Here is a 22,659-nt window from a genome sequence, read left to right as displayed (position 1 = left end):
GCGCCGATGGCACACGCCCCCAAAAACCCGGCCATACCCATGCGCGACGGCGTATCGCCCAGCTGCGTGGCGCTGCCCCGGCTGCGCCACAGCCCTTGGCCGACGCTGCTGGACTTTCTGGCCGAGCGGCTGCCGCGCGTCAGCCGCGACGAATGGGCGCAGCGCATGGCCAGCGGCGAAGTGGTGGACGACGCCGGGCAGCCACTGCCCCCGCACGCCCCCTACCGTCACGGCGCCCGGGTGTACTACTGGCGCACCCTGCCCCAGGAGCCCGACATCCCTTTTCAGGCGCAGGTGCTGTTCCGCGACGAGCGCCTGCTGGTGGCCGACAAGCCCCACTTCCTGCCCGTGACGCCCGGTGGCCGCTACGTGCGGCAAAGCCTACTGGTGCGCCTCAAGCACGCGCTGAATCTGCCGGACTTGAGCCCCCTGCACCGCATCGATCGCGAAACCGCCGGCCTAGTGGTGTTCAGCCTGCGGCCGCAAGACCGCGACGCCTATCAGCGCCTGTTCCGGGAGCGGCGCGTGCACAAAACCTACGAAGCCATCGCCCCGGCCGACGCGCACCGGCGCTGGCCGCTGACCCGGCGCAGCCACATCCTGGAATGCGAAGCGGCGTTCTACAAAATGCGCGAAGCCGCCCCGCACGAAGGCCGCCCGCCCAACAGCGAAACCCACATCGACTGCATCGAGCAGCGCGGCCCGTGGGCGCTATACCGCCTGCACCCGGTGACGGGGCGGCGCCACCAGTTGCGCGTGCACATGCAAGGGTTGGGGCTGCCCATCGTGGGCGACCAGTTCTACCCCGTGGTGCGCCGCCAGCCCGGTGAGCCGGAAGACTTCGCCACCCCGCTGCGCCTGCTGGCCCGCGCCATCGCCTTCGACGACCCGGTCACGGGCGAGCACCGCTGCTTCGTCAGCCAACGCCAGCTCGACTGGCCCGCGACGCCTGAGCCCACGGAGCCGCGCGATCACTCCGCCACGCTCGGGCTCCAGAACGCCTGCGACACATAAGGCAGCTTGCGCAGCGTGGCGGCCAGCCGGTCGAGTTCCTCGCCATCGACCGAAGTGGCCAGCAGCACAGCTTCCACCTCCACCTCGCGCTCGCCAAAAGGCGTGACCTCGATCTCGCGCACGGGGTATTGGGCCTGCTCCAGCACCTGCTCCACGGCGGCCAGCACTTCGGCTTGGCGCTCCTTGAGCGCGATCACGTAGAAGGTGTTGGTCACCTCCACATCCGGCGTGTCGATGGGTGCGCGGTTGATGCGGTTGACCACCGGCCGCAGCAGCGTGTTGGCCGACAGCACGAGGATGGTGCCCAGGATGGCTTCGGCCAGCATGTCGGCGCCGGCCGCAGCGCCCACCGCGGCCGAGCCCCAGAGCGTGGCCGCTGTGTTGATGCCGCGTACATTCCCTTCTTCGCGCATGATCACGCCCGCCCCCAGAAACCCCACGCCCGAGACCACATAGGCCAGCACATGCAGCCCCCCCGGCGTGCCGCCATAGATGCTGTGCAGCCGAAACGCCAGGTCCACGAACAAGGCCGAACCCACCGCCACCAGCACGTTGGTGCGCAAACCAGCGGTGCGCTGGCGAATCTGCCGCTCCAGCCCGATGATGCCACCAAGCACGAAAGCCGCCACCAGGCTGACGGTGGAATTGAGCAGCGACCACCCATCGAAATGTTGCACCGCCAGCAGCATGGCACCCTCCTCGCCTGTTGATTGTGTTCAAAGGCCGGGATGGTAAACGATGGCCACGTCAACATCGTGACAAAACACGTTACACTGGCGCGGCTTTTGGGGCGACCGCCCGCCCCATCATCTCTCATGGAAGCCTTCCTCATCTCCACCGGCCTGGTGGCCCTTGCCGAAATCGGCGACAAGACGCAACTCCTGGCCCTGCTTCTGGCCGCCCGCTTTCGCAAGCCTTGGCCCATCTTCTGGGGCATTCTGGCGGCCACGCTGGCCAACCATGCGCTGGCCGGCGGTATCGGCCTGCTGGTGGCACGCTGGCTCACCGACGACGTGCTGCGCTGGGTGCTGGGCATCGGCTTTCTGGCCATGGCGGCCTGGATGCTCATCCCCGACCGGCTCGATGACGACACCCCCTCGGCACGCAGCCGCTGGGGGGTGTTTGGCACCACCTGCGTGGTGTTTTTCCTGGCCGAGATGGGCGACAAAACCCAGGTGGCCACCGTCGCCTTGGCGGCCCGTTTTCAAGACTGGCTGGCCGTGGTGGCGGGCACCACGCTGGGCATGATGATCGCCAATGCGCCGGCCGTCTGGCTCGGCGACCGCATGGCGCATCGCCTGCCCGTGCGCGCCATTCATCTGGGCGCGGCGGCCCTGCTGGCGGCGCTGGGGCTTTGGGCGTTGCTGGGGTGGTGAACTCATGCACATGTTGCAAAGCAGCAAAACCCCGTGTTAGACTTCCCAGATCGTTATTTCATGGACCCGCTTGTGGACAGTGACAGCAGTTGCTCGATGCTGACGACCGGACAGGTCGGCGCCTCGCGTACCCGCCACTGACGCCTTGCCTCCCCCGGCGCGGCGTCGATCCGGCACGCCGCGCCTACTCCTCCAGTCTCCCTGCATCATTGCCCAATGGCCTTGGGGCCTGCATGGACTTTGCTGGGCATTTCCGCGCCCGCCTCTGGCTGAACCCGCCAGACGGCTGGCGCCATGCCGTCACTTGTCTGTGGGCGGGTGGACCCACCCGATTTGGCTGGCCGCGCCAGCAAGGAGGCTGTCATGGACCCGGACCCCAGTAGTTGCCCACGTCACGAATCTGACTCGATGAGCCCCGATCCTGAAACCTGTTGTTGGGCCCGACGCCGCCACGTCCCCTGCCTGCTGCCCACCTGAGGCGAGCATGGGGCTCATCGGCCAACGGGCCGCCGGAGAACCCCATGAACCGCGAAGACCTGAAGTTCACCCTCTCGGTGCTGCGCCGCTCCCTCGATGGCGACGCTTTCACCCATGTCGTGCGCCACACGCCGCACGCCGACATTGCCGACGAGCTCGAAGCCCTGCCCGTGGCCGACGTGGCCGCCCTGCTGCAGACCCTGCAGCCGGCCGACCGCACGGAGCTGTTCTCTCACCTGCCCGAACGACTGCAGGACGCCTTGCTGCCAGCCTTGCCCCGGCCGGTGGTGGTGCAACTGTTCGAAACCCTGCCCTCTGACGACCGGGCCGACCTGTTCAACCGCCTCAGCGAAGAAGCGCAGGCCCAGCTGCTGCCCGCCCTGGCCCAGGTGGAGCGGGAGGACATCCTGCGCCTGGCCGCCTACCCCGAAGGCTCGGTGGGCTCGGTGGTGACTTCCGACTATGTGGCCGTGACCCCGGACATGACGGCACAGGCCGCGCTGGACCTGATCCGCGCCACCGCGCCCGACAAGGAAACCGTGTACGTCATCTACGTGCTCAACGCCGAGCGCCAACTGCTGGGCACACTCTCGCTGCGCGAGCTGGTGCTGTGCCCGCCCGACAGCCGCATCAGCGATCTGATGCGCAAAGACCCCGTGTTTGCCAAGGCCGAGTGGCCTCGCGCCCAGGCCGCCGAACTCATCCGCCGCTACGACCTGCTGGCCCTGCCCGTGATCAACGGCGGCAACCGCATGATCGGCATCGTGACGGTGGACGACGCGATGGACATCGAGAAGGAACAGGACGCCACCCAGCTCGCCCGCTTCGGCGGCACGGCCATGATGGGTGGCCCGGACCTGGACATCCGCGAGTCCTCCATCGGCCAGATGTACAAAACCCGGGTGTTCTGGCTGGCCATCCTGACGTTTTTCGGCATCCTGACCAGCACTTTCGTCGCCGGCCAGGAGGAAATTCTGTCGGAAGTCATCATTTTGGCGGCGTTCATCGCCCCCATCATCGACATGGGCGGCAACACCGGCAGCCAGTCGGCCACGCTGGTCATCCGGGCCATGGCCATCGGCGACGTCAAGCTCAAGTGGCGCGACATCTGGTTCGTGGTCAAGCGCGAAATCCCCATCGCGCTGGGCCTGGGCGTGACGATTGCCATCCTGGAAGCCATCCTGGCCTATTTCAGCAAGGGCGTGGGGTTTGACGTGCTCATGGTGGTGGGGCTGACGATGCTCATCGTGACCGTGCTGGGTGGCATCATCGGTGCGCTGCTGCCGTTTGCCGCCCGCCGCATCGGCACCGATCCGGCTACACTGAGCTCGCCGATGATCACCTCCATCATGGACCTGCTGGGCGTGTTCATCTACTTCTACATCGCCTACCTGTTCTTCGGCCACCTGATGGGCTGAACCTTGCCGGGAGCATGGGATGAACCCCTGGTTCGGTGAACTCATACGCGCCAGCGCCCGCGCACGGGCCCAGCGCCTGCAAGCGTGGCTGGCGCCCACCCGCTCCCCGCCGGCGCCTGGGCCAGACGGTGGCAGCCCAGCTTTGCGCCGCATGGCCCGTGATGACCTGGACCGCCTGTTCGTGCGGCTGGGCAGCAGCGCGCATGGCCTCAGCCGCAACCAGGCCGAACGGGCCCGCGAACGCCACGGCCCCAACGAGGTGGACACGCGCGAGCCTTGGGCCTGGTTGCGTGCCTGGTGGCGCAGCTATGCCCACCCGTTCAACCTGCTGCTGACCATCATTGGCGTGCTGTCGTGGCTCAAGGGGGAGGTGGCTGTCACGGGCATCATCTTCACGATGGTGGCTTTGGCCACGCTCTTGCGCTGGACGCAGGAGCGCCGCTCCGAACGCACGCTGCACAGCCTGCGCCACCTGGTGCGCCTGAACGCGACCGTGCTGCGCCCCAGCCCCCACGGCGACGGTCCCGTCGAACAACGCGTCCCGGCCCGCGACCTGGTGCCGGGTGACGTGGTGGTGCTGGCCGCCGGTGACCAAGTGCCTGCCGACTGCCGGCTGCTGGACGAGCGGGATTGCCACGTCAACCAGTCCGCCCTCAGCGGCGAAGCGCTGCCCGTGCGCAAGCGCGTCATCGTCCCAGGGGGTGGTGGCGACGACCTGCTCGCGCTGGAGCACATGCTGTATCAGGGCACTTCGGTGGTGTCTGGCAAGGCGTGGGCGATGGTGGTGGCCACGGGCCGCGACACCTTGCTCGGCCAGTTCAGCGCGCCGGCGCGGCGCCACGGTCGCCTGCCCACCGCCTTCGAAGCCGGCAGCGACCAAGTGAGTTGGCTCATGATCCGCTTTGCGCTGGTGCTGCTGGCGTTGGTGCTGCTCATCAGCGGCCTGCGCACAGGGGACTGGGGCGCGGCGCTGCTCTTTGCGATGGCCGTGGCGGTGGGCCTGACGCCGGAGCTGCTGCCCATGATCGTGACCGCCACCCTGGCCCGGGGCGCGCGGGTGCTGGCGCAGCGGCAAGTGGTCATCAAGCGCTTGGATGCGGTGCAAAACCTCGGGGCCATGCGCGTGCTGTGCGCCGACAAAACTGGCACGCTGACCGCCGGCATCATGCGGGTGCAGCCCGGCATCGATGCCCTGGGGCGCCCCAGCAGCGAGCCGCTGTATTGGGCCGCCAGCCATGCCCGGTTGCAAGCCGGCACGCGCCATCTGATCGACCAGACCCTGCTGAGCGACGCCCATGCGCTGAGCCTGCTGACGGCCCGCGGCGTGCCTGCCAAGCTCGACGAATTGCCCTTCGACGCCGAGCGGCGGCGTGCCTCCGTGGCCCTGCAAGACCCGCAAGGCCAGCGCTGGCTGGTGTGCAAAGGCGCGGTGGAAGAAGTGGTGGCGCTGTGCGACCGCTACGCGCACGACGGCTACACCCTGCCCTGGGATCTGGCCAGCCGCCGCCGAATGCGCGAACTCACCCGAGACTGGTCGCGCCAAGGCCTGCGCGTGATCGCCGTGGCGCGGCGCCCCCTGGGTGCCGACGAGGCGCTGCACCCCGGCAAGGAAAAAGACCTGACGCTGCTGGGCTTTCTGGCCTTTGCCGACCCGGTCAAGCCCGGCGCGCGCGAAGCCATGGCCCGGCTGCGCGAACGAGGCGTGGACGTGCGCATCCTCACCGGCGACAACGAATGGGTGGCCCAATCCGTCTGCGAGCAACTGGGGCTGCCGGTGCGTGGCGTGACGACTGGCAAGCGCATCGACCGCATGAGCGATGCCCAATTGCAGCGGGTGTGCGCCCACACCACCGTGTTCGCGCGGCTGACGCCGCTGCACAAGCAGCGCGTGGTGATGGCGCTGCGCCAGCAAGGCAGCGTGGTGGGGTACATGGGCGATGGCGTCAACGACGCCGCGGCGCTCATCAGCAGCGACGTGGGGCTGTCGTTCAAGGAAGGCGTGGATGCCGCCCGGGAGGCGGCCGACGTGATTCTGCTGCAACGCGATCTGCGCGTGCTGCACGATGGCGTGGTGCAAGGGCGCATCACCTTCGCCAACATGCTCAAGTACATCCGCATGGCCACGAGCTCCAACCTGGGCAACGCCGTGTCGGTGGTGGCGGCCAGCGCCCTGCTGCCTTTCCTGCCCATGCTGCCGCTGCACCTGTTGGCGCAAAACCTGCTGTACAGCCTGTCGCAGTTGGCCATTCCGTTTGACCATGTGGACCCGGCGCTCACCCGTGAGCCGGTGCAGTGGAACGCGCCTGGCATTGGTCGGTTCATGCTGACGTTCGGCCCGCTGAGCTCGGTGTTCGACCTGCTGACCTTCGCCTTCCTGTGGTGGGGGCTGGGCCTGATGACGCTGGCGGATCAGGCCAGCTTCCACGCCGGCTGGTTCGTGGTGGGGCTGCTGAGTCAGTTGATGATCGTGCACATCATCCGCACCCCGGGTCGGCCTTTCCTGGACAGTCGGCCATCGCTGACCCTGGGGCTGGCCACGCTGGCCGCGGGCTTGGGCGGGCTGTGGCTGGTGCTGGGCCCACTCGCCGGCCCGATGCAGTTTGGCGTGCTGCCGCTGGACTATGCCCTTTGGGTGGGCGGGCTGCTGCTGGCCTACGCCTTCGCGGCGCAGGCCCTCAAGCGCTGGTACGCGCGCCGCTACGGCTGGATGTGAGCCGCCCGGGTCACACCCGCTCGGCCACCCAGGCCGCCACCGATTCCAGCGCCAGCGGCAGGGCCTGCGGGTTGTTGCCGCCGGCCATGGCCATGTCGGGCTTGCCGCCCCCCTTTCCGCCCACGTGGTGCGCCACGAAGTTGACCAGTTCCCCGGCCTTGACTTTGCCCACGGTATCAGGCGTCACGCCAGCGGCGAGTTGCACCTTCTCGCCCTCCACCGCGGCCAGCACGATGACGGCGGTCTTGAGCTTGTCTTTGAGCTTGTCCATGGTCTCGCGCAGGGTTTTCGCGTCTGCCCCTTCGAGGCGGGCGGCGAGCACTTTCACGCCCTTGACGTCCACGGCCTGGTTCATGAGCTCGTCACCCTGGGCCGAGGCAAGCTTGCCCTTGAGGGCGGCCATCTCTTTTTCGAGTTCGCGGATCTGTTCCAGCAAGCCACCAACACGGGCGGGCACATCGCTGGGCGCGACCTTGAGCTTGCCGGCCACGCCCCCGAGCGTGGCTTCCATGCCCTGCACATAGCGCAGCGCGGTCAAGCCGGTGGTGGCCTCGACCCGGCGCACGCCAGCGGCCACGCCACCTTCGGCGGTGATGGTGAAAAAGCCGATGTCGCCGGTGCGGGCCACGTGGGTGCCGCCGCACAGTTCGCGGCTGGAGCCGATGTCGAGCACGCGCACGGTCTCGCCATACTTCTCGCCAAACAGCATCATGGCGCCCGTGGCCTTGGCGGATTCGATGTCCATCACGCGGGCTTGGGTCGGCGCATTGGCCATGATTTCGGCATTGACGCGGATTTCGATCTCGCGGATCTGCTCGTCGGTCAGCGGGGCGTCGTGGGTGAAGTCGAAACGGGTCTTGTCGGCATCGACGAGCGAGCCTTTCTGCTGCACATGGGGGCCGAGCACGTCGCGCAGGGCCTTGTGCATGATGTGAGTGACGGAGTGGTTGCGCATGGTGGCAGCGCGCAGCGCCATGTCCACCTCGGCCTGCACGGTGTCGCCCACGGCCAGGGTGCCGGCTTCCATCACCCCATGGTGGCCAAATACATCGGCCTTGATTTTTTGCGTGTCAGCCACCGCGAAGCGGGCCGAGCCGCTGGTCAGCACGCCCTGGTCACCCACCTGCCCGCCGCTTTCGGCGTAGAAGGGGGTGGTGTCGAGCACCACCACGCCGGCCTGGCCGTGCTTGAGTTCGGCCACCGGCGTGCCGTCCACGTACAGGGCCACCACCTTGGCCTGGGCTTGCAGGCGCTCATAGCCCACGAAGGTATTGGCCGCGCCCTGGTAGTCCAGCACTTTGTCCATCTTGAACTTGCCGGCGGCGCGGGCCTGGGCTTTCTGGCGCTCCATGGCTTCGTGAAACCCGGCTTCGTCCACGCGCACGCCGCGCTCGCGGCACACGTCGTTGGTCAGGTCCAGCGGGAAGCCGTAGGTGTCGTGCAGCTTGAAGGCCACCTCGCCAGCGAGCACCTGGGCCCCGCCGCTGAGCGCGGCGTCCAGGATTTCCATGCCGTTTTCCAGCGTTTCGTAGAAGCGCTCCTCCTCGGCTTTGAGCACGTCGGCCACCCGCTGGGCTTGGGCGGCCAGGTTGGGGTAGGCCTCGCCCATGAGCGCCACCAGATCGGGCACCAGCTTGTGAAAGAAGGGGGCCTTCTGGCCCAGCTTGTAGCCGTGGCGGATGGCGCGGCGGATGATGCGCCGCTGCACGTAGCCGCGCCCCTCGTTGCTGGGGATGACGCCGTCGGCCACCAGGAAGGCGGTGGCTCGCAAATGGTCGGCGATCACGCGCAAACTGGGGCTGCTCAGATCGGTGGCGCCGGTCTCGCGGGCCGCCGCGGCGATGAGCGTGCGGAACAGGTCGATCTCGTAGTTGCTGTGCACGCCCTGCAAAATGGCGGCCAGCCGCTCCAGGCCCATGCCGGTGTCCACGCAAGGGGCCGGCAGCGGGGTGACAGAGCCGTCTTCATGCATTTCGAACTGCATGAACACGTTGTTCCAGATTTCGATGAAGCGGTCGCCGTCTTCGTCGGGGCTGCCGGGCGGGCCGCCAGGCACCTCGGGGCCGTGGTCGTAGAAGATTTCGGAGCACGGGCCGCAGGGGCCGGTGTCGGCCATCATCCAGAAGTTGTCGCTCTTGTAGCGGCCGCCTTTGTTGTCGCCGATGCGGATGACGCGCTCGGGCGGCAGGCCGATCTCTTTCGTCCAGATGTCGTAGGCCTCGTCGTCTTCGGCATAGACAGTGGCCAGCAGCCGCTCGGGCGGCAGCTTGTAGACCTCGATCAGCAGTTCCCAGGCCCATTTGAGCGATTCGCGCTTGAAGTAGTCGCCAAACGACCAGTTGCCCAGCATCTCGAAAAAGGTGTGGTGCCGGGCGGTGTAGCCGACGTTTTCCAGGTCGTTGTGCTTGCCGCCGGCACGCAGACACGCCTGCACGGAGGCCGCACGCACGTAGCTGCGCTTGTCCGTGCCCAGGAACACGTCTTTGAACTGCACCATGCCGCTGTTGGTGAACATCAGCGTGGGATCATTGCCGGGCACCAGGGGGCTGGAGGCCACCACCGTGTGGCCGCGCTGGGCAAAGAAGTCCAGAAACGTTTTGCGGATCTCGGCCACGGTGGCCACGGGCGTGGAGATGGACTGGGTCATGTTGGGTCTGGGCGTCTGAGGCTGGGGAAAAGTCCAGCGAACCTTTTATTTTAGGCGCTCGGCCCGCCCGTTGCGGCACCGGCATCCGCGCCCCAGGCCGCCAGCGCCGCCGCGCCCAGGCGACGGGTCAGCTCGGCCGCGGGCAAAGGTTCGCACAATGGGGCGGCCTGCCCGGCCCACAGGGGGGTGCAGTCGTCCAGCCCCGCCGCCTCGGCCGCCGCGCGGATGGGCGCCATGGCCCAGCCGGCCAGCGGAAAGGCCGGCGCCCGGGCGCTGAGGCAGGTGGCGCCGTCGCCCAGCTCGCGCATGGCGCGGTTGACGATGCCACGGGCCGGCCGGCCGGTGAACACATTGGTCAATGCGGTGTGCCCGGCACGGGAGGACAGCAGCGCCGCCCGATGCAGGGGGTGGGTCTGCGCCTCGGGGCTGAGCAGATAGGCCGTGCCCACCTGCACGCCTGCGGCACCCAGCGCCAGGGCCGCGCGCACGCCCTGCGCATCGGCGATGCCCCCGGCGGCCAGCACCGGCACCTGCACGGCCCGCACGATTTGCGGCAGCAGGGCCAGCAGGCTGGTTTGCGTGGTCACGTCGGCCGTGAGGAACATGCCCCGGTGCCCGCCGGCCTCCAGGCCCTGCGCGATGATCACATCGGCGCCGTTTTTCTCCAGCCAACGGGCTTCGTCCACGGTGGTGGCCGTGCTCCAGACCTGGGCGCCCCAGGCCTTGATCTCGGCCAGCAGCGGGGCTGCCGGCAGCCCAAAGTGGAAGCTCACCACCGGCGGCCGGTAGGGACGGATGACAGCCAGCGCCTCGGGGCTGAAAGGCGCCCGCGCGGCCACCGCCTGACCAGCGGGCAGTTGGGCGCCGAAACGGTCGGCCAGTGGGCGCAGTGCATCCAGCCAGGCGGCTTCGCGCACCGGATCGTGCGGCGGCGGGGCATGGCAGAAAAAATTGACGCTGTAGGCCCCCTGCGCCTGCTGGCTGAGGATCTCCAGTTCCTGGCGCAACGCATCCAACGACAGCGTGGCCGCGGGCAACGACCCCACCCCGCCCGCCGAGCAGACGGCCAGCGCCAGCGCGCTGCCCTGAGAACCCGCCATCGGCGCCTGCACCACGGGCCAGCGCACGCCCAGTCGCTGCATCCAAGTCTGTCTCGTATCGGTCATGACAGGCATTGTGCCTGCGACTGGCCCTGTTATGCTTGCGGGCCATGCGAATCAACCTCATCTTCGCGCGGGCGTCCAACGGCGTGATCGGCAAAGACAACGCCATGCCCTGGCACCTGCCGGAAGATCTGGCCCATTTCAAGCGCCACACCGAAGGCTGGCCGGTCATCATGGGCCGCGCCACTTGGGCATCGCTGCCGGCGCGGTTTCGCCCCCTGCCGGGCCGCCTGAACCTGGTGCTGACGCGCCAGCCCGCCACGGCCGACGCCCTGCGCCACGCCGGGGCGCTGCCCATGCCCAGCCTGGAGGCGGCGCTGGCACACTGCGAGGCGCTCGACCCCGCGCCGGCCGAAGTGTGGGTCATGGGCGGCGCGCAGGTTTATGCCCAGGCATTGCCGCTGGCGCAACGGGCGTTGGTCACCGAAATCGACCAGGCTTTCGATGGCGATGCCTGGGCCCCGGAACTGGACGGAAGCTGGCGCGAAACCCACCGCGAAGCCCACCGCTCCCGCAGCGGGCTGGCCTTCGCCTTCGTCACCTACGAACGCTTCAAGCCGAAGGCGGCTTGAGGTAGCGCGCATCCGACCAGGTGGCGAGCCACTGCGGCGCGAAAGCCACGAACACCGCGGCAAACAAGCCGGTGAGGAAGGCATCGCCCCAAGCCATGAGCCAGCGCGCCACCAGCGCTTCATGGAGCGTGTTGCCACCGAGCAGGTGGTGGATGACCTCGAACAGCACGCCGGCCAGGAACACCGACAGCGCCGTCCCCAGAAAGGCCCGCCCCAGGGTGTAGATGAAGATGTTGGGTGGCAGCCAGCGGCGCAGGGCCGCCCCGACGGCCAGCGCCAGTGTCGCCGGCACCAGCCCCACCCACACCCACTGCGTGAGCACGGCGGTCCAGGGCTGATGGCCAATGAGCCACACCAGCACGGCCACCAGCGCCAACACCGGCACCGCCAGCGGCCAACCCAGCATCAGCACCAGCAGACATGCCCCAGAAAGCTGTACCTGCAAGCCCTGGGGCAGCTTCTGCGGCAACAACCACAGCCAAGGCAAGCATGCCAGCGCGGCCAGCGCCGGCGTGAGCAGGGCGCCTTGCAACATGCGCCACGGGCGCAGCCACAGGGCCAAGGCCAGCGCCCCGGCTCCCATGCCAGCCTCCAGCACGGTCAGCCAGAACGGGGCCGCGCTCATGGCCGCTCCGTCACATGCCGGGCAAGCGGGGCAGGCCCATGCCCTTCATGCCGCCGAGCTTTTTCATCATCTTCATCAGTCCGCCGCCTTTCATTTTTTTCATCATGGCCTGCATCTGCTCGAATTCTTTGAGCAAGCGGTTGACTTCCTGCACATGCACGCCGGCACCGGCCGCGATGCGGCGCTTGCGCGTGGCCTTGATGATCTCGGGCTTGCGGCGCTCCTGCGGCGTCATGCTGCAAATGATGCCTTCCTTGCGGCGGATGTCTTTTTCGGCGCGGCTCAGGTCGGTCTCGCTGGCCTTGGCGGCCATCTGCGTGGGCAGCTTGTCCATCAGGCTAGAGAGGCCGCCCATCTTCTTCATCTGGCGAATCTGCTCCAGAAAATCCTCCAGGTCGAAGCCCTCGCCGCTCTTGACCTTGGCCGCCAGCTTCTGCGCCTGCGCCATGTCCACGCCTGCGGTGACTTGCTCCACCAGCGCCACGATGTCGCCCATGCCGAGGATGCGCCCGGCGTGGCGCTCGGCGTCGAACACCTCCAGCCCATCGATTTTTTCGCTCACGCCGGCGAACTTGATGGGCGCGCCGGTGACGGTGCGCACCGACAGGGCCGCGCCGCCGCGCGAGTCGCCGTCCATCTTGGTCAGCACGATGCCGGTCAGCGGCAGCGCCTCCTTGAAGGCGCGGGCGGTGTTGACCGCGTCCTGGCCCTGCATGGCATCCACCACGAACAGCGTCTCCACCGGGTTGAGCGCGGCGTGCAGTTCCTGGATTTCGCGCATCAGGGCTTCGTCGATGGCCAGGCGGCCGGCCGTGTCCACCAGCAGCACGTCGAAGTAATGCTTCTTGGCGTAATCCAGCGCGGCGCGGGCAATGTCCAGCGGCTTCTGGTCGGGCGTGCTGGGGAACCACTCGGCCCCGGCCTGCTTGGTCACGGTTTTGAGCTGCTCGATGGCCGCCGGGCGGTACACGTCACCCGAGACGGTCAGCACCTTCTTCTTGCGTTTGTCGATCAGCAGCTTGGCCAGCTTGGCGGTGGTGGTGGTCTTGCCCGCGCCTTGCAGGCCCGCCATCAGGATGACGGCCGGGGGCTGGGCCGCGAGGTTGATGTCGCTGACCCCGGCGCCCATCGTGGCCGCCAGCTCTTTGTGGATGATGCCCACCAGCGCCTGCCCGGGGGTGAGCGAGCCGACCACCTCCTGCCCCAAGGCCTTTTCCTTGACGCGGGCAATGAAGTCGCGCACCACGGGCAAGGCCACGTCGGCCTCCAGCAGGGCCATGCGCACCTCGCGCAGCATGTCTTGCACATTGCTTTCGGTGATGCGCGCCTGGCCGCGCATTTCCTTGACCAGGCGGGAGAGTTTTTCGGTGAGGGCGGAGGCCATGCAGTGCTTTGTGTGGCGAAAAGAGCGACAAGCGGCCCGACGGGCCGTTAAACTCCGGGAATGATTTTAGCCGCGAGCCCCTGGTGGACGACCGTGCCTTCGGTAGGCGCGGCCATCGGCTATGCCGTGCTGGCGGGCTGGTCGGCCCGGCTGCAGCGCGGCACCATCAGCGCCATCATGGTGGCGGTGTGGGTGCTGCACGGGCTGGCGCTGGCGTCGCTGCTGGGTGTCGAGCCGGTGCGCTTTGGCTTTGCCACGCTGCTGTCCGTCACCGCTTGGCTGGTGTTGACCGTGTACGCCATCGAAACCCGGCTCTACCCGCAACTGGGCACCCGCTGGACGCTGGCCGGCCTCGGGGCGCCGGCCGTCTTGCTGGCCCTGGTGTTCCCCGGGTCCACCTATCCGGCGCTGCTGTCGAGCTGGCTGCCGCTGCACTGGGCGCTGGGCATTGCCTCCTACGGACTGCTGGGCGTGGCCGTGGCGCACGCCTGGATGATGCAGCGCACCGAACAGCACATCCGCCGTGGCACGCCCGCGCCCAATGCGCTGCCGCTCTTGATGCTGGAGCGGCTGACCTTCCGCTTCGTGGCGGCCGCCTTCGTGCTGCTGACGCTGACGCTGCTGGCGGGCTGGTATTTCACCGTGGTGCTGGCAACCGGTGGCTGGGCCTGGACGCACAAAACCGTTTTCACCGTGATGTCCTGGGCCGTGCTGGCCGTGCTGCTGGGCGGCCGCCATCTGTGGGGCTGGCGCGGCCGGCTGGCGGTGCGCATGCTCTATGCCGCCGCCGGCCTGCTGCTGCTGGGGTATGTGGGCTCGCGGTTCGTGCTGGAAGTGGTGTTGCAACGCGCATGATCAAGTATTTGCTCGTCATCGCCGTGGTGCTGGTGGCTTACTACATCTGGCGGCACAACCGCCGCCTGGAAGCGCAAGCCGAAGCGGCCCGCGAACAGGCCCGGCGGCAAGCCCGCCGCCCTGCCGTGCCCGACGCCATGGTCACCTGCCGGCATTGCGGGCTGCACCTGCCAGCCGCTGACGCCGTCCAGGGCACGCTGGGGTATTACTGTGGGCCGGAACACCGCCGCCTCGCCGAAGGCTGAAGCCTCGCCCCCCGAGCCGTCTGCCTTCGCCCCGTCGTGGTTCCTGCCCTCCCCGGGGCAGCCCCGGCCCAAGTCGCCCACCCACGCCGACACCCCCTCTGGCGCACGGCTGTGGACGTGGCTCATGGGCGCGCGCCTGGTGGTGGCCATGGGGCTGTTCGCGCTGCAGGCGGTGGCTTACGTGCACGGCACGGCCAGCCTGTGGCTGCTGGGCCTGTGCGGGGCCTATCTGGTGGCCACGGCCGCGGTGCTGCGCTGGTCGCGCCCGGCGCGTTCCGACGCCTACTGGGCACCGGGCTGGGCGCTCACGTTGTGGGTAGATCTGACCGTCTTTGGTCTGCTGCAAACCTTCCAGCTCGGCAGCTTCAACTATGCGCCCCTGTTCGTGCTGCCGGTGCTGCTGGCCTCGGTGCTGGGCCCCCTGCTGCTGGCACTGGGCAGTGCCGCATTCGCCACGCTGTTTCTGCTGTTCGACGCCTTCACCGGCGACGTGTTCCGCCCCGGCCAACCCACCACCACCTATGTGCAGGGCGCCATCACGGGCGGCGGGCTGTTCCTCGTGGCGCTGCTGGCCAACCAGTTGGCCTCCCGGCTCGGGCGCGAACAGGCCCAGGCCCGTCTGAACCGTGCCCTGGCCAACGCCGAAGCCCAGGTCAACCAGCTCATCGTCACCGGGCTGAGCGAGGGCGTCATGGTCATCGATGCGCGCGGGCGCATCTGGCACGCCAACCCGGCCGCCTGCGCCATGCTGGGCACGCTCGACGCCACCCCGCCCTACGAGCGCCTGCAACGCCTGCCGGCATGGCCCCTGTTGTCGGCCTGGGCACGCAGCGTCATCCAGATCGGGCGCGACGAGCAATGCGAGCTCACCCTGCCCACCCCCCAGGGTGAAGCCCAGCACGTGCTGCTGCGCGCTCGCGTCGCCCGCCCCGAACCCGATGCCAGCGAGCCCGCCGCCTCCATCGACGCCGTGTGCGTCGTCTTCATGGAAAACCTGCGCGACATCGAAACCCGCGTGCGCAACGAAAAACTCGCCGCCATGGGGCGCGTCTCGGCCGCCGTGGCCCATGAAATCCGCAACCCCCTGGCCGCCATTGCCCAGGCCAACGCCCTGCTGGCCGAAGACGCCCTGAGCCCCGTGCAGCAACGGCTGATCCAGATGATCGGCCAAAACGCGCGCCGCCTGGGCCGCACGGTGGACGACATCCTGGACGTGGCCAAGCTACCCGCCCGCCCCGCCGCCCAGGCGCCCAGCCTGCCGCTGGACGACACCGCCGCCGCCATCATCCACGACTGGCAGCAACACCCGGGCAACCCCCAGGTCGCGTTTGCCCCCGCAGCGCCTGGGGTGCAAGTGCGGTTCGACCCCGAGCACCTGCGCCGCGTGCTCATGAACCTGCTGGACAACGCCCGCCAGCACGCCCCCGCCGGCCTGCTGCGGGTGGAAGTCAGCACCCACTCACCCGCCACGCTGGAAGTCTGGAACCCCGGCCCGCCCTTGCCTGCCCAGGTGGCCCAACACCTGTTCGAGCCCTTCACCTCATCGCACAGCCGCTCCAGCGGGCTGGGGCTGTACCTCTCGCGCGAGTTGTGCCAACGCTATGGCGCCGAACTCAGCCACCAGCCCACTGAGCGCCACGGCACGCCGGGGCACGCGTTCGTGCTGCGCTTTGGCGGCAGCGCAGATCCTCACTAGAATGGTTACACCCCATCCTCACTCACTGGCTGGCATCCCCCACCCTGAGCGGCTCATGTCCCCGTCCACGCCTTCGATCGACCTCACGCCGCTGAGCAAAGCCATCGACGCGCTGGCCGGGGCGCTGCATTACTGGCACATCGAGCCCGACGACTCCCCGCGCAAACCCCACCTGCGCGCGGGCGTCATCCAGTCTTTCGAGTTCACCTACGAGCTCAGCGTGCGCCTGCTGCGCCGAGTGCTCATGGAGCGTGCTGCGTCCGCCCCCGCCATTGCCGACCTGTCTTTCAACGACCTGCTGCGTACCGCCGCCGATGCCGCGCTGCTGAGCGAACCGCTGGGCTGGCGGCGCTGGCGCGACTTGCGCAACCGCACCAGCCACAGCTACGACGAAACCCAGGCACAGGAAATCGCCCTGGCGGCCACCGCATTTCTGGAAGACGCCCGCACCCTGCTGCAGCGCCTGCGCAGCGCCTAGCCCACGCCATGAAGCCATCGCTGCAACTCGACGCCGCCCACCAGGCCCTGCTGCGCCAGTTGCTCGCCCGCACGCTGCCGGGCGCCACCGTGGGCGTGTTTGGTTCCCGCGCCCGTGGCCAGGCCCGCCCTTACTCCGACGTGGACCTCCTCATCTGCAAGCCGCCCCGGCTGACCTGGGAACAGCGCGTGGCGCTGGCCGATGCGCTGGAAGCCAGCGAACTGCCGTTTCGGGTGGACATCGTGGAAATCGACCGCGTGCCCGCCGGCATGCGCGCCCGCATGCTCAGCGAAATGCAGCCCTTGTGAGGCGGCCGCGCCCCACGCCACATCCCCTACACTTGGCGCATGGTCACCCCTGCACGCCTGCTGGTCGTGGACGACGAGCCCGACCTGCGCGCCCTCTACGAACTCACGCTGCTCAAAATCGGCTACCGGGTCGATGCCGCCTCAGACTTGGCCGAGGCGCGGCAGTGCCTGGCCCAACAGCAATACGACCTGCTCATCACCGACATGCGCCTGCCCGACGGCCTGGGCCTGGAACTGGTGCGTGAGCTGCAACAGGCCCAACGCCCGGAAAAAGCCATCGTCGTGACGGCCTACGGCTCGGCAGAAAACGCCGTCGAAGCCCTCAAAGCCGGCGCGTTCGACTACCTCACCAAACCCGTAGACCTGGCCCAGTTCCGCGCCGCCGTGGCCAACGCCCTGCGCCGCCCCCGGCCCCCGGTGGCGCCCGCCCCTGCCCCCGGCCCCTTCCCCGCGGCCACCCCCGCGCCGGAGGCAGCGCCCAGACCCGCCCCCCCAGCTGCGCCGTGCACCACCGGCCCACAGGCCCAGGCCGCGCTGGCCTGCATCGCCGGCTCCTCCGCCGCCATGCACAACGTGCGCGCCCATGTGCAGCGCGTCGCCCCCAGCATGGCCCCCGTGCTCGTGCTGGGCGAATCCGGTACCGGCAAAGAACTCGTGGCCCGCGCCCTCCATGCCTGCAGCCACCGGGGCGATGGGCCCTTTGTGGCCGTCAACTGCGGCGCCATCCCCGACACGCTGATCGAGGCCGAATTCTTCGGCGTGCGCAAAGGCGCCTACACCGGCGCCACCGCCGACCGCCCCGGCTACTTCCAGGCCGCCCACGGCGGCACCCTGTTTCTGGACGAAATCGGCGACCTGCCCCTGCCCATGCAGGCCAAGCTGCTGCGGGCCATCCAGGAACGCGCCGTCCGCCCCCTCGGCTCCACGCAGGAAGAATCCACCGACGTGCGCATCGTCAGCGCCACCCACCACGACCTGGCCCGCGCCGTGCAAGAGGGCCGCTTCCGGCAAGACTTGTACTACCGGCTCAACGTCATCGAACTGCGCATCCCGCCGCTGCGCGAACGGCGCGAAGACCTGCCCGCCCTGGCCCAAGCCATCCTGCAGCGGCTGGCCCAACGCCACGGCCAGGCCACGCCCCCCTGCCTCAGCCCTGCGGCCCTGCAACAACTGGCCCACCACCCCTTCCCCGGCAACGTGCGCGAGCTGGAAAACATCCTCGAACGCGCCCTGGCCCTCTACCCCGGCCCCACCCTGGGCCCCGAAGCCATACACCTGCCCAACCTCGGGCCAGCGACCGACACCGTCACGCGCCCTCCCACCGGCCTTCCGCCTCCTCCGCCCAACGCCTCCGGCCTGCCCGACGCCCCCACCCGCGCCCAACTCGAAGCCGTGCTCGCCCAACACCGCTGGAACCAGAGCCGCACCGCCCGCCACCTGGGCTGGACGCTGGCCAAGCTGCGCTACTGGATGCAGCGCACGGGGCTGGATTAAATCACATCGTATATGATGTCATTTAATGGACATTGTTCTCGACACCGACGTCATCGTCGCGGGCTTGCGCAGCCCTTCAGGGGCATCGGCTGAAATTCTGCGTCGGGCCCGGCTGCGCCAACTGCGCATATGCGCAAGCGTTCCTCTATTCATGGAATATGAAGCCGTCTGTAGCCGCATGGAACATTTGGAAGCCGCAGGCCTCCATCCAGAAGATCTGCCGGTGTTTTTGGACGCCTTGGCTTACTTGATCAGACCCATCCACATTCACTACCTGTGGCGACCACAATTGCGCGACCTGGCCGATGAACTTGTGCTGGAAGCCGCCATCAATGCCGGCGCGCATGCGCTGATCACCTTCAACCGAAAGCACTTTGAAGCGGCGGCTGCCCGCTTTAGCCTGCCCGTGATGACACCGGGCGCTTTTTTGAGGAGCCTGCAATGACCTCTGCGAGCACTTACCCCCTGAGGCTACCCCGATCGTTGCGGGCGGCCGTGGAGCGCGTCAGCAAGCAAGACGGCACCAGCATCAACCAGTTCGTCAGCATCGCGGTCGCCGAGAAAATCGCCCAGATGGAGGCGCAAACGTATTTTGCCGAACGCCAAGCCCGGGCAGACCTGGCCGCCTTCGATCGCCTCATGTCACGCCCCACAGGCAGCCCCCCCCGGTCTGACGATCGCCTCCTCCCATGAGGGGAGGGGTCCATTCACCCACCCACACAAACATCAAATATTCACGTCAAATTTTGATGCCCCCCCGCCCTCGGCAGGCCCCGCAGCCGCCGCCCAGAGCGAGAGCGCCACGGCCACCGGGCTGGCACGCGAAGTGCTTATACTTCGGCAGTCTCCAAACGTCTTGTGGGACTGGCAACCAAACCTGAGGAGGTTTTTTTCATGAAAGCGATGCAAAAGGGTTTCACCCTGATCGAACTGATGATCGTGGTGGCGATCATCGGCATTCTGGCGGCCATTGCCATTCCGCAGTATCAGGATTACACGGCACGCGCCGCGGTCAACCGGCTCAACGGTGAAATCTCTGCCTTACGTACCGCTGTTGAAGATGCCTTGGCTCGCGGTCAAACTCCAGGTAATGCCCAGGATTTAGGCTTTACCAGTTCTACGCTAATCGATAGCGCTGCGCCTGCAAGTGGCAGACCTACAGTCAGTATCGATGCCGGTGGCGAGGTAACCATCTCCGCCACAATGGCTGGCAGCTCACCCGCCCCCGTTCGCGGTGCGGTGATCGCTTGGAGTCGTGCGGCCACGGGTGTTTGGTCATGCACAATCACTCGCCCGAATCCGGTTGGCGGCTGGAAAGATTCCTTTGCGCCCTCTGGCTGTACGGTTCAATAATATTATTCACTCACACCTTGATCTAGTCACAGCCCCGCCCCAGCGGGGCTTTTTCGTTCATCGCTCCGCCGCCGCCGTTCATCCGCCGGGCAGCGGCCATGGGCATCGCGGGCCCGTATAGTGTGGCGTCATGAAACCCCATCACGGCCTGACCTTGATCGAACTGGTGACCGCGCTGGCCATTTTGGCCCTCCTCACCTGGCTGGGCGTGGCTTTCTTGCAGCCGATGATGGTGGCCAACCGCCTCACCAGCCAGACCAACGAACTGCTGGCCGCCTACCAAACGGCTCGGGCCGAGGCCATTCGGCTCAACCGGCCGGTACGGCTGTGCCGGGCCGCCAACGCGACCGCAGTGGCATGCGCCGGCGGTGCCCAAGCCGCCTGGGCGCACTGGATCATTGTGCGGCCCGACAACAACGACATCATCAAGCGGGGGGAAATCCGGCCCAATCTGGTGGTGCGCGCCAGCAGCAACCTCACCAACGACATCATCGTCATCCGCAGTGACGGGCTGCCGGTCAATACCGGCGGCAGCGCGCTCACCGGCACTTTGCAGGTATGCGCGGCCACGGCCAATCCGGCCGAAAACGCGCGCCGCATCCGCATCGAACTCAGCCGCGCGGTGGTCGAGCGCGCCAGCCTGGGCGCGGGCGGCTGCGCCAATGCCCCGGGAAACAACTGACATGACACACGCCTTTACTCATCGCCTCGGCATGCCACCGGTCAACCGGCAGCAAGGCGCCAGCCTGATTGAAGTCCTGGTGTCGGTGGTGATTTTGGCCATCGGTCTGCTGGGCATGCTGGGGCTGCAAGCCGCGTCGCTGCGCAACAACCAAAGCGCCAGCGAGCGCACCGTGGCGGTGGTGGCCAGCTATGCCATCATCGATGCCATGCGGGCTAACCGCACGGCGGCGCTGGCAGGTGCCTACAACTACGACATCGACACCCCCAATTGCGCCCCCCCATCAGGCGCCACACAGGCCAACCTGGATGTGGCGCAGTGGCTCAACAGCTTGCGCGCCGACCTGGGCCCCACCGCGTGCGGCAACATCAACTGCCTGCAGGGCGTCTGTACGGTGCGCATTCGTTGGAACGACGAACGTGCCACGGGTGGCCAAGCCGCGTTCCAAATCGATACGGAAGTCCGCCTATGAACGGCCCTGTTGCTGCCCCGGCTCATCGGTCTCGCCCCCGTTGCCAGCGCCGTGCCCAAACGGGCTTGTCGCTGGTGGAACTCATGATCGGCGTCGTGCTGGGCATGCTGGTGGTGGCGGGGGTGTTGTCGATGTACCTCAGCACCAGCCAGAGCTACCGCACCAACGAAAACCTGTCACGCATCCAGGAAAACGGTCGCATCGCCTTCGAACTCATGGCCTACGACATTCGGGAGGCGGGCTTCACACCCTGCGGCAACAATCTGGAAGTCGTCAGCGCATTGCGCCAACCCACCAACCCCAATATTTGGTGGAGCACCTTGGGTTTGCGTGGCTACGACGGCACCCAAGCCATCGAGGGAGTGGCCGTGGGCACCACCCGGGGAGCGCGCGCCGCCAACACCTCGGCCATCCAAATCGGTGCCGGCCGCGGCACCGGCGTGACGGTGGAAAGCCACAACGCCCCCGCAGCGAGTTTCTCGGTCAATACCGTGAATCACGGGCTCAATGACAACGACATTGTGATGGTCTGTGACAACGAGTTGGCGTCTATTTTCCAAGTCACCAACGCTTCGCCCGGCACCAACGTCACCATCGTTCACAACGAATCGAACTGTTCGCAAGGATCACCAAACTGCCCTATTCCTGGCAATGCCACCAAGTGCCTGGGCAATGCGGCCAACTGCGCCCTGCAGGCGCAAAATTGGAAGTCCTACGCCCGCAACGGGATCATCACCACCTATTCCACCTCTTTGTGGTATGTCGGGTGTACGGGGCGTGGCATTGCTTGCGACCAGCCAGGCGGGCGCTCGTTGTTCCGAATTCCGAACGGGGCACGCAACAGCCCGGTAGAAGAAATCGTCACCGACGTGGACGACATGCAATTGCTGTTTTTGCGTCGTGGACAAAACGCCTACGTGCCTGCCAGTTCGATCACGGCCAATCAATGGAATGAAGTCACGGCTGTGCGCATCGCACTCACCTTGACCAGCCCCGATCGCAATGTGGCGACCAATGCCGCGAATCAAGGGCGACTCACCCGCACACTCACCCACACCGTTGCCTTGCGCAACCGCGTGCCATGATTCACGCCAACCTCTCCCCCCAGAGCCATCCGGCGCCACGCAACCGCCACCCACAAGGTGGCGTGGCACTGGTCATCACACTCATTGTGCTGGTGATCGTGACCCTGCTGAGCCTGAGCACGGTACGCACCACCACCTTGCAGGAACGCATGAGTGCCAATGTGCTGGACCGCGAGTTGACCTTTCAGACGGCGGAAAGCATTTTGCGACTGGCGGAAAACGCCGTGGCCAACAACCCAGACATTGCCGCCCATGGCGGAATCGACTGCAGCCCAGGGAGTACCGCCTCCTGCAACCCCATTCCGGCCGATGCCGACGCGGCATGGCGAAACCTGGGCGCAGCGGTGCCCAACGAGGCCTTCGAAGCGGGCACGGCTCAATATCATGTGGCGTTTCTGGGCGTCTCCCCAGAGCCTGCGGAAGACTCGCTAGGGCAGGAACAAAGCGCCAACACCCGTCAGTATGGCGGTGACCAGGCTGGCGGCACCCCCGTTTCCAATGTGTACCGAATCACCGTACGCAACGGCGCCCCGGACGAGGTCGGCGCCCGCTCTTTCGTGATGCTCCAAAGCACGATCCGCGTCAGGCAATGATGCCCTGAA

23 protein-coding genes are annotated in these 22,659 nt (G+C 67.4%); 18 read left to right on the top strand and 5 right to left on the bottom strand.

Going from position 1 to position 22,659, the window contains the following annotated elements; all coding sequences use genetic code 11:
- The first annotated feature begins 6 nt into the window (after positions 1-6).
- Positions 7-1,014, top strand: coding sequence for a pseudouridine synthase (locus DFR43_RS01200; RefSeq protein WP_133595527.1), 1,008 nt, complete (start codon positions 7-9; stop codon positions 1,012-1,014).
- Here the strand turns inward: DFR43_RS01200 and DFR43_RS01195 are convergent.
- On the bottom strand, positions 972-1,703 hold the full coding sequence (locus DFR43_RS01195; protein ID WP_133595526.1) for an MgtC/SapB family protein: 732 nt from the start codon (positions 1,701-1,703) through the stop codon (positions 972-974). The genes DFR43_RS01200 and DFR43_RS01195 overlap by 43 nt on opposite strands.
- 126 nt (positions 1,704-1,829) lie before the next feature.
- Between DFR43_RS01195 and DFR43_RS01190 the strand changes: the two genes are divergently transcribed.
- The 3 genes from DFR43_RS01190 (at position 1,830) to mgtA (ending at position 6,998) form a co-directional block, all read left to right on the top strand.
- Positions 1,830-2,390: a TMEM165/GDT1 family protein gene (locus DFR43_RS01190; RefSeq protein WP_133595525.1), complete on the top strand. Its 561-nt coding sequence runs from the start codon at positions 1,830-1,832 to the stop codon at positions 2,388-2,390.
- A gap of 521 nt (positions 2,391-2,911) precedes the next feature.
- The gene (gene mgtE / locus DFR43_RS01185) at positions 2,912-4,285 is read left to right on the top strand and encodes a magnesium transporter (protein ID WP_133595524.1); all 1,374 of its coding nucleotides are present in this window, start codon (positions 2,912-2,914) and stop codon (positions 4,283-4,285) included.
- Between the two features lie 19 nt (positions 4,286-4,304).
- Positions 4,305-6,998: a magnesium-translocating P-type ATPase gene (gene mgtA / locus DFR43_RS01180; protein ID WP_133595523.1), complete on the top strand. Its 2,694-nt coding sequence runs from the start codon at positions 4,305-4,307 to the stop codon at positions 6,996-6,998.
- A 10-nt stretch (positions 6,999-7,008) separates the two neighbouring features.
- Here the strand turns inward: mgtA and alaS are convergent, their stop codons facing one another.
- Both alaS and DFR43_RS01170 read right to left on the bottom strand, forming a co-directional pair.
- Positions 7,009-9,633: an alanine--tRNA ligase gene (alaS, locus tag DFR43_RS01175; protein WP_133595593.1), complete on the bottom strand. Its 2,625-nt coding sequence runs from the start codon at positions 9,631-9,633 to the stop codon at positions 7,009-7,011.
- 62 nt (positions 9,634-9,695) lie between these two features.
- On the bottom strand, positions 9,696-10,811 hold the full coding sequence (locus DFR43_RS01170) for an NAD(P)H-dependent flavin oxidoreductase (protein WP_133595522.1): 1,116 nt from the start codon (positions 10,809-10,811) through the stop codon (positions 9,696-9,698).
- A 44-nt stretch (positions 10,812-10,855) separates the two neighbouring features.
- On the opposite strand from DFR43_RS01170, the gene DFR43_RS01165 reads away from it, so the two are divergent.
- On the top strand, positions 10,856-11,380 hold the full coding sequence (locus DFR43_RS01165) for a dihydrofolate reductase (RefSeq protein WP_133595521.1): 525 nt from the start codon (positions 10,856-10,858) through the stop codon (positions 11,378-11,380).
- Here DFR43_RS01165 and DFR43_RS01160 read toward each other — a convergent pair.
- Entirely contained in the window at positions 11,361-12,005 is a 645-nt protein-coding gene (locus DFR43_RS01160) for an energy-coupling factor ABC transporter permease (protein ID WP_133595520.1), read from the bottom strand. The genes DFR43_RS01165 and DFR43_RS01160 overlap by 20 nt on opposite strands.
- Positions 12,006-12,015: 10 nt before the next feature.
- Entirely contained in the window at positions 12,016-13,389 is a 1,374-nt protein-coding gene (gene ffh / locus DFR43_RS01155) for a signal recognition particle protein (RefSeq protein ID WP_133595519.1), read from the bottom strand.
- A gap of 60 nt (positions 13,390-13,449) precedes the next feature.
- On the opposite strand from ffh, the gene DFR43_RS01150 reads away from it, so the two are divergent.
- From DFR43_RS01150 to DFR43_RS01090, 13 genes are all read left to right on the top strand, one after another.
- The gene (locus DFR43_RS01150; protein WP_133595518.1) at positions 13,450-14,244 is read left to right on the top strand and encodes a cytochrome C assembly family protein; all 795 of its coding nucleotides are present in this window, start codon (positions 13,450-13,452) and stop codon (positions 14,242-14,244) included.
- On the top strand, positions 14,241-14,489 hold the full coding sequence (locus DFR43_RS01145; protein ID WP_245988775.1) for a PP0621 family protein: 249 nt from the start codon (positions 14,241-14,243) through the stop codon (positions 14,487-14,489). Before DFR43_RS01150 ends, DFR43_RS01145 begins: the two co-directional genes overlap by 4 nt.
- Positions 14,455-16,185 (top strand): ATP-binding protein, encoded by a 1,731-nt coding sequence (locus tag DFR43_RS01140; protein ID WP_164499679.1) that lies wholly within the window; start codon positions 14,455-14,457, stop codon positions 16,183-16,185. The genes DFR43_RS01145 and DFR43_RS01140 overlap by 35 nt, the downstream gene beginning before the upstream one ends.
- A 55-nt stretch (positions 16,186-16,240) precedes the next feature.
- The gene (locus DFR43_RS01135; protein ID WP_164499678.1) at positions 16,241-16,663 is read left to right on the top strand and encodes an HI0074 family nucleotidyltransferase substrate-binding subunit; all 423 of its coding nucleotides are present in this window, start codon (positions 16,241-16,243) and stop codon (positions 16,661-16,663) included.
- A gap of 8 nt (positions 16,664-16,671) precedes the next feature.
- Positions 16,672-16,971 carry a nucleotidyltransferase family protein gene (locus DFR43_RS01130; RefSeq protein ID WP_133595515.1) on the top strand — a complete coding sequence of 100 codons (300 nt, stop codon included), beginning with the start codon at positions 16,672-16,674 and terminating at the stop codon, positions 16,969-16,971.
- Between the two features lie 39 nt (positions 16,972-17,010).
- Complete coding sequence (locus tag DFR43_RS01125; protein ID WP_133595514.1) at positions 17,011-18,465, top strand: sigma-54-dependent transcriptional regulator; 1,455 nt, start codon at positions 17,011-17,013, stop codon at positions 18,463-18,465.
- Positions 18,466-18,490: 25 nt separating this feature from the next.
- Complete coding sequence (locus DFR43_RS01120) at positions 18,491-18,910, top strand: putative toxin-antitoxin system toxin component, PIN family (protein WP_133595513.1); 420 nt, start codon at positions 18,491-18,493, stop codon at positions 18,908-18,910.
- Positions 18,907-19,158 carry a toxin-antitoxin system HicB family antitoxin gene (locus DFR43_RS01115; RefSeq protein WP_133595512.1) on the top strand — a complete coding sequence of 84 codons (252 nt, stop codon included), beginning with the start codon at positions 18,907-18,909 and terminating at the stop codon, positions 19,156-19,158. The genes DFR43_RS01120 and DFR43_RS01115 overlap by 4 nt, the downstream gene beginning before the upstream one ends.
- 201 nt (positions 19,159-19,359) lie before the next feature.
- The gene (locus tag DFR43_RS01110) at positions 19,360-19,818 is read left to right on the top strand and encodes a pilin (protein ID WP_133595511.1); all 459 of its coding nucleotides are present in this window, start codon (positions 19,360-19,362) and stop codon (positions 19,816-19,818) included.
- Between the two features lie 130 nt (positions 19,819-19,948).
- Entirely contained in the window at positions 19,949-20,500 is a 552-nt protein-coding gene (locus DFR43_RS01105; RefSeq protein ID WP_133595510.1) for a GspH/FimT family pseudopilin, read from the top strand.
- Position 20,501: 1 nt separating this feature from the next.
- Complete coding sequence (gene pilV, locus DFR43_RS01100; protein ID WP_211338570.1) at positions 20,502-20,972, top strand: type IV pilus modification protein PilV; 471 nt, start codon at positions 20,502-20,504, stop codon at positions 20,970-20,972.
- Positions 20,969-22,057: a PilW family protein gene (locus DFR43_RS01095; protein WP_133595509.1), complete on the top strand. Its 1,089-nt coding sequence runs from the start codon at positions 20,969-20,971 to the stop codon at positions 22,055-22,057. The genes pilV and DFR43_RS01095 overlap by 4 nt, the downstream gene beginning before the upstream one ends.
- Positions 22,054-22,650 carry a pilus assembly PilX family protein gene (locus DFR43_RS01090; RefSeq protein WP_133595508.1) on the top strand — a complete coding sequence of 199 codons (597 nt, stop codon included), beginning with the start codon at positions 22,054-22,056 and terminating at the stop codon, positions 22,648-22,650. Before DFR43_RS01095 ends, DFR43_RS01090 begins: the two co-directional genes overlap by 4 nt.
- The last annotated feature ends 9 nt before the right edge of the window (positions 22,651-22,659 follow it).

The sequence above is a fragment of the Tepidicella xavieri genome, from assembly GCF_004363315.1.
Lineage (GTDB): Bacteria > Pseudomonadota > Gammaproteobacteria > Burkholderiales > Burkholderiaceae_C > Tepidicella > Tepidicella xavieri.
Note: the sequence above shows the minus strand (reverse complement) of the source record. Positions and strands in the feature narration are given on the sequence as shown.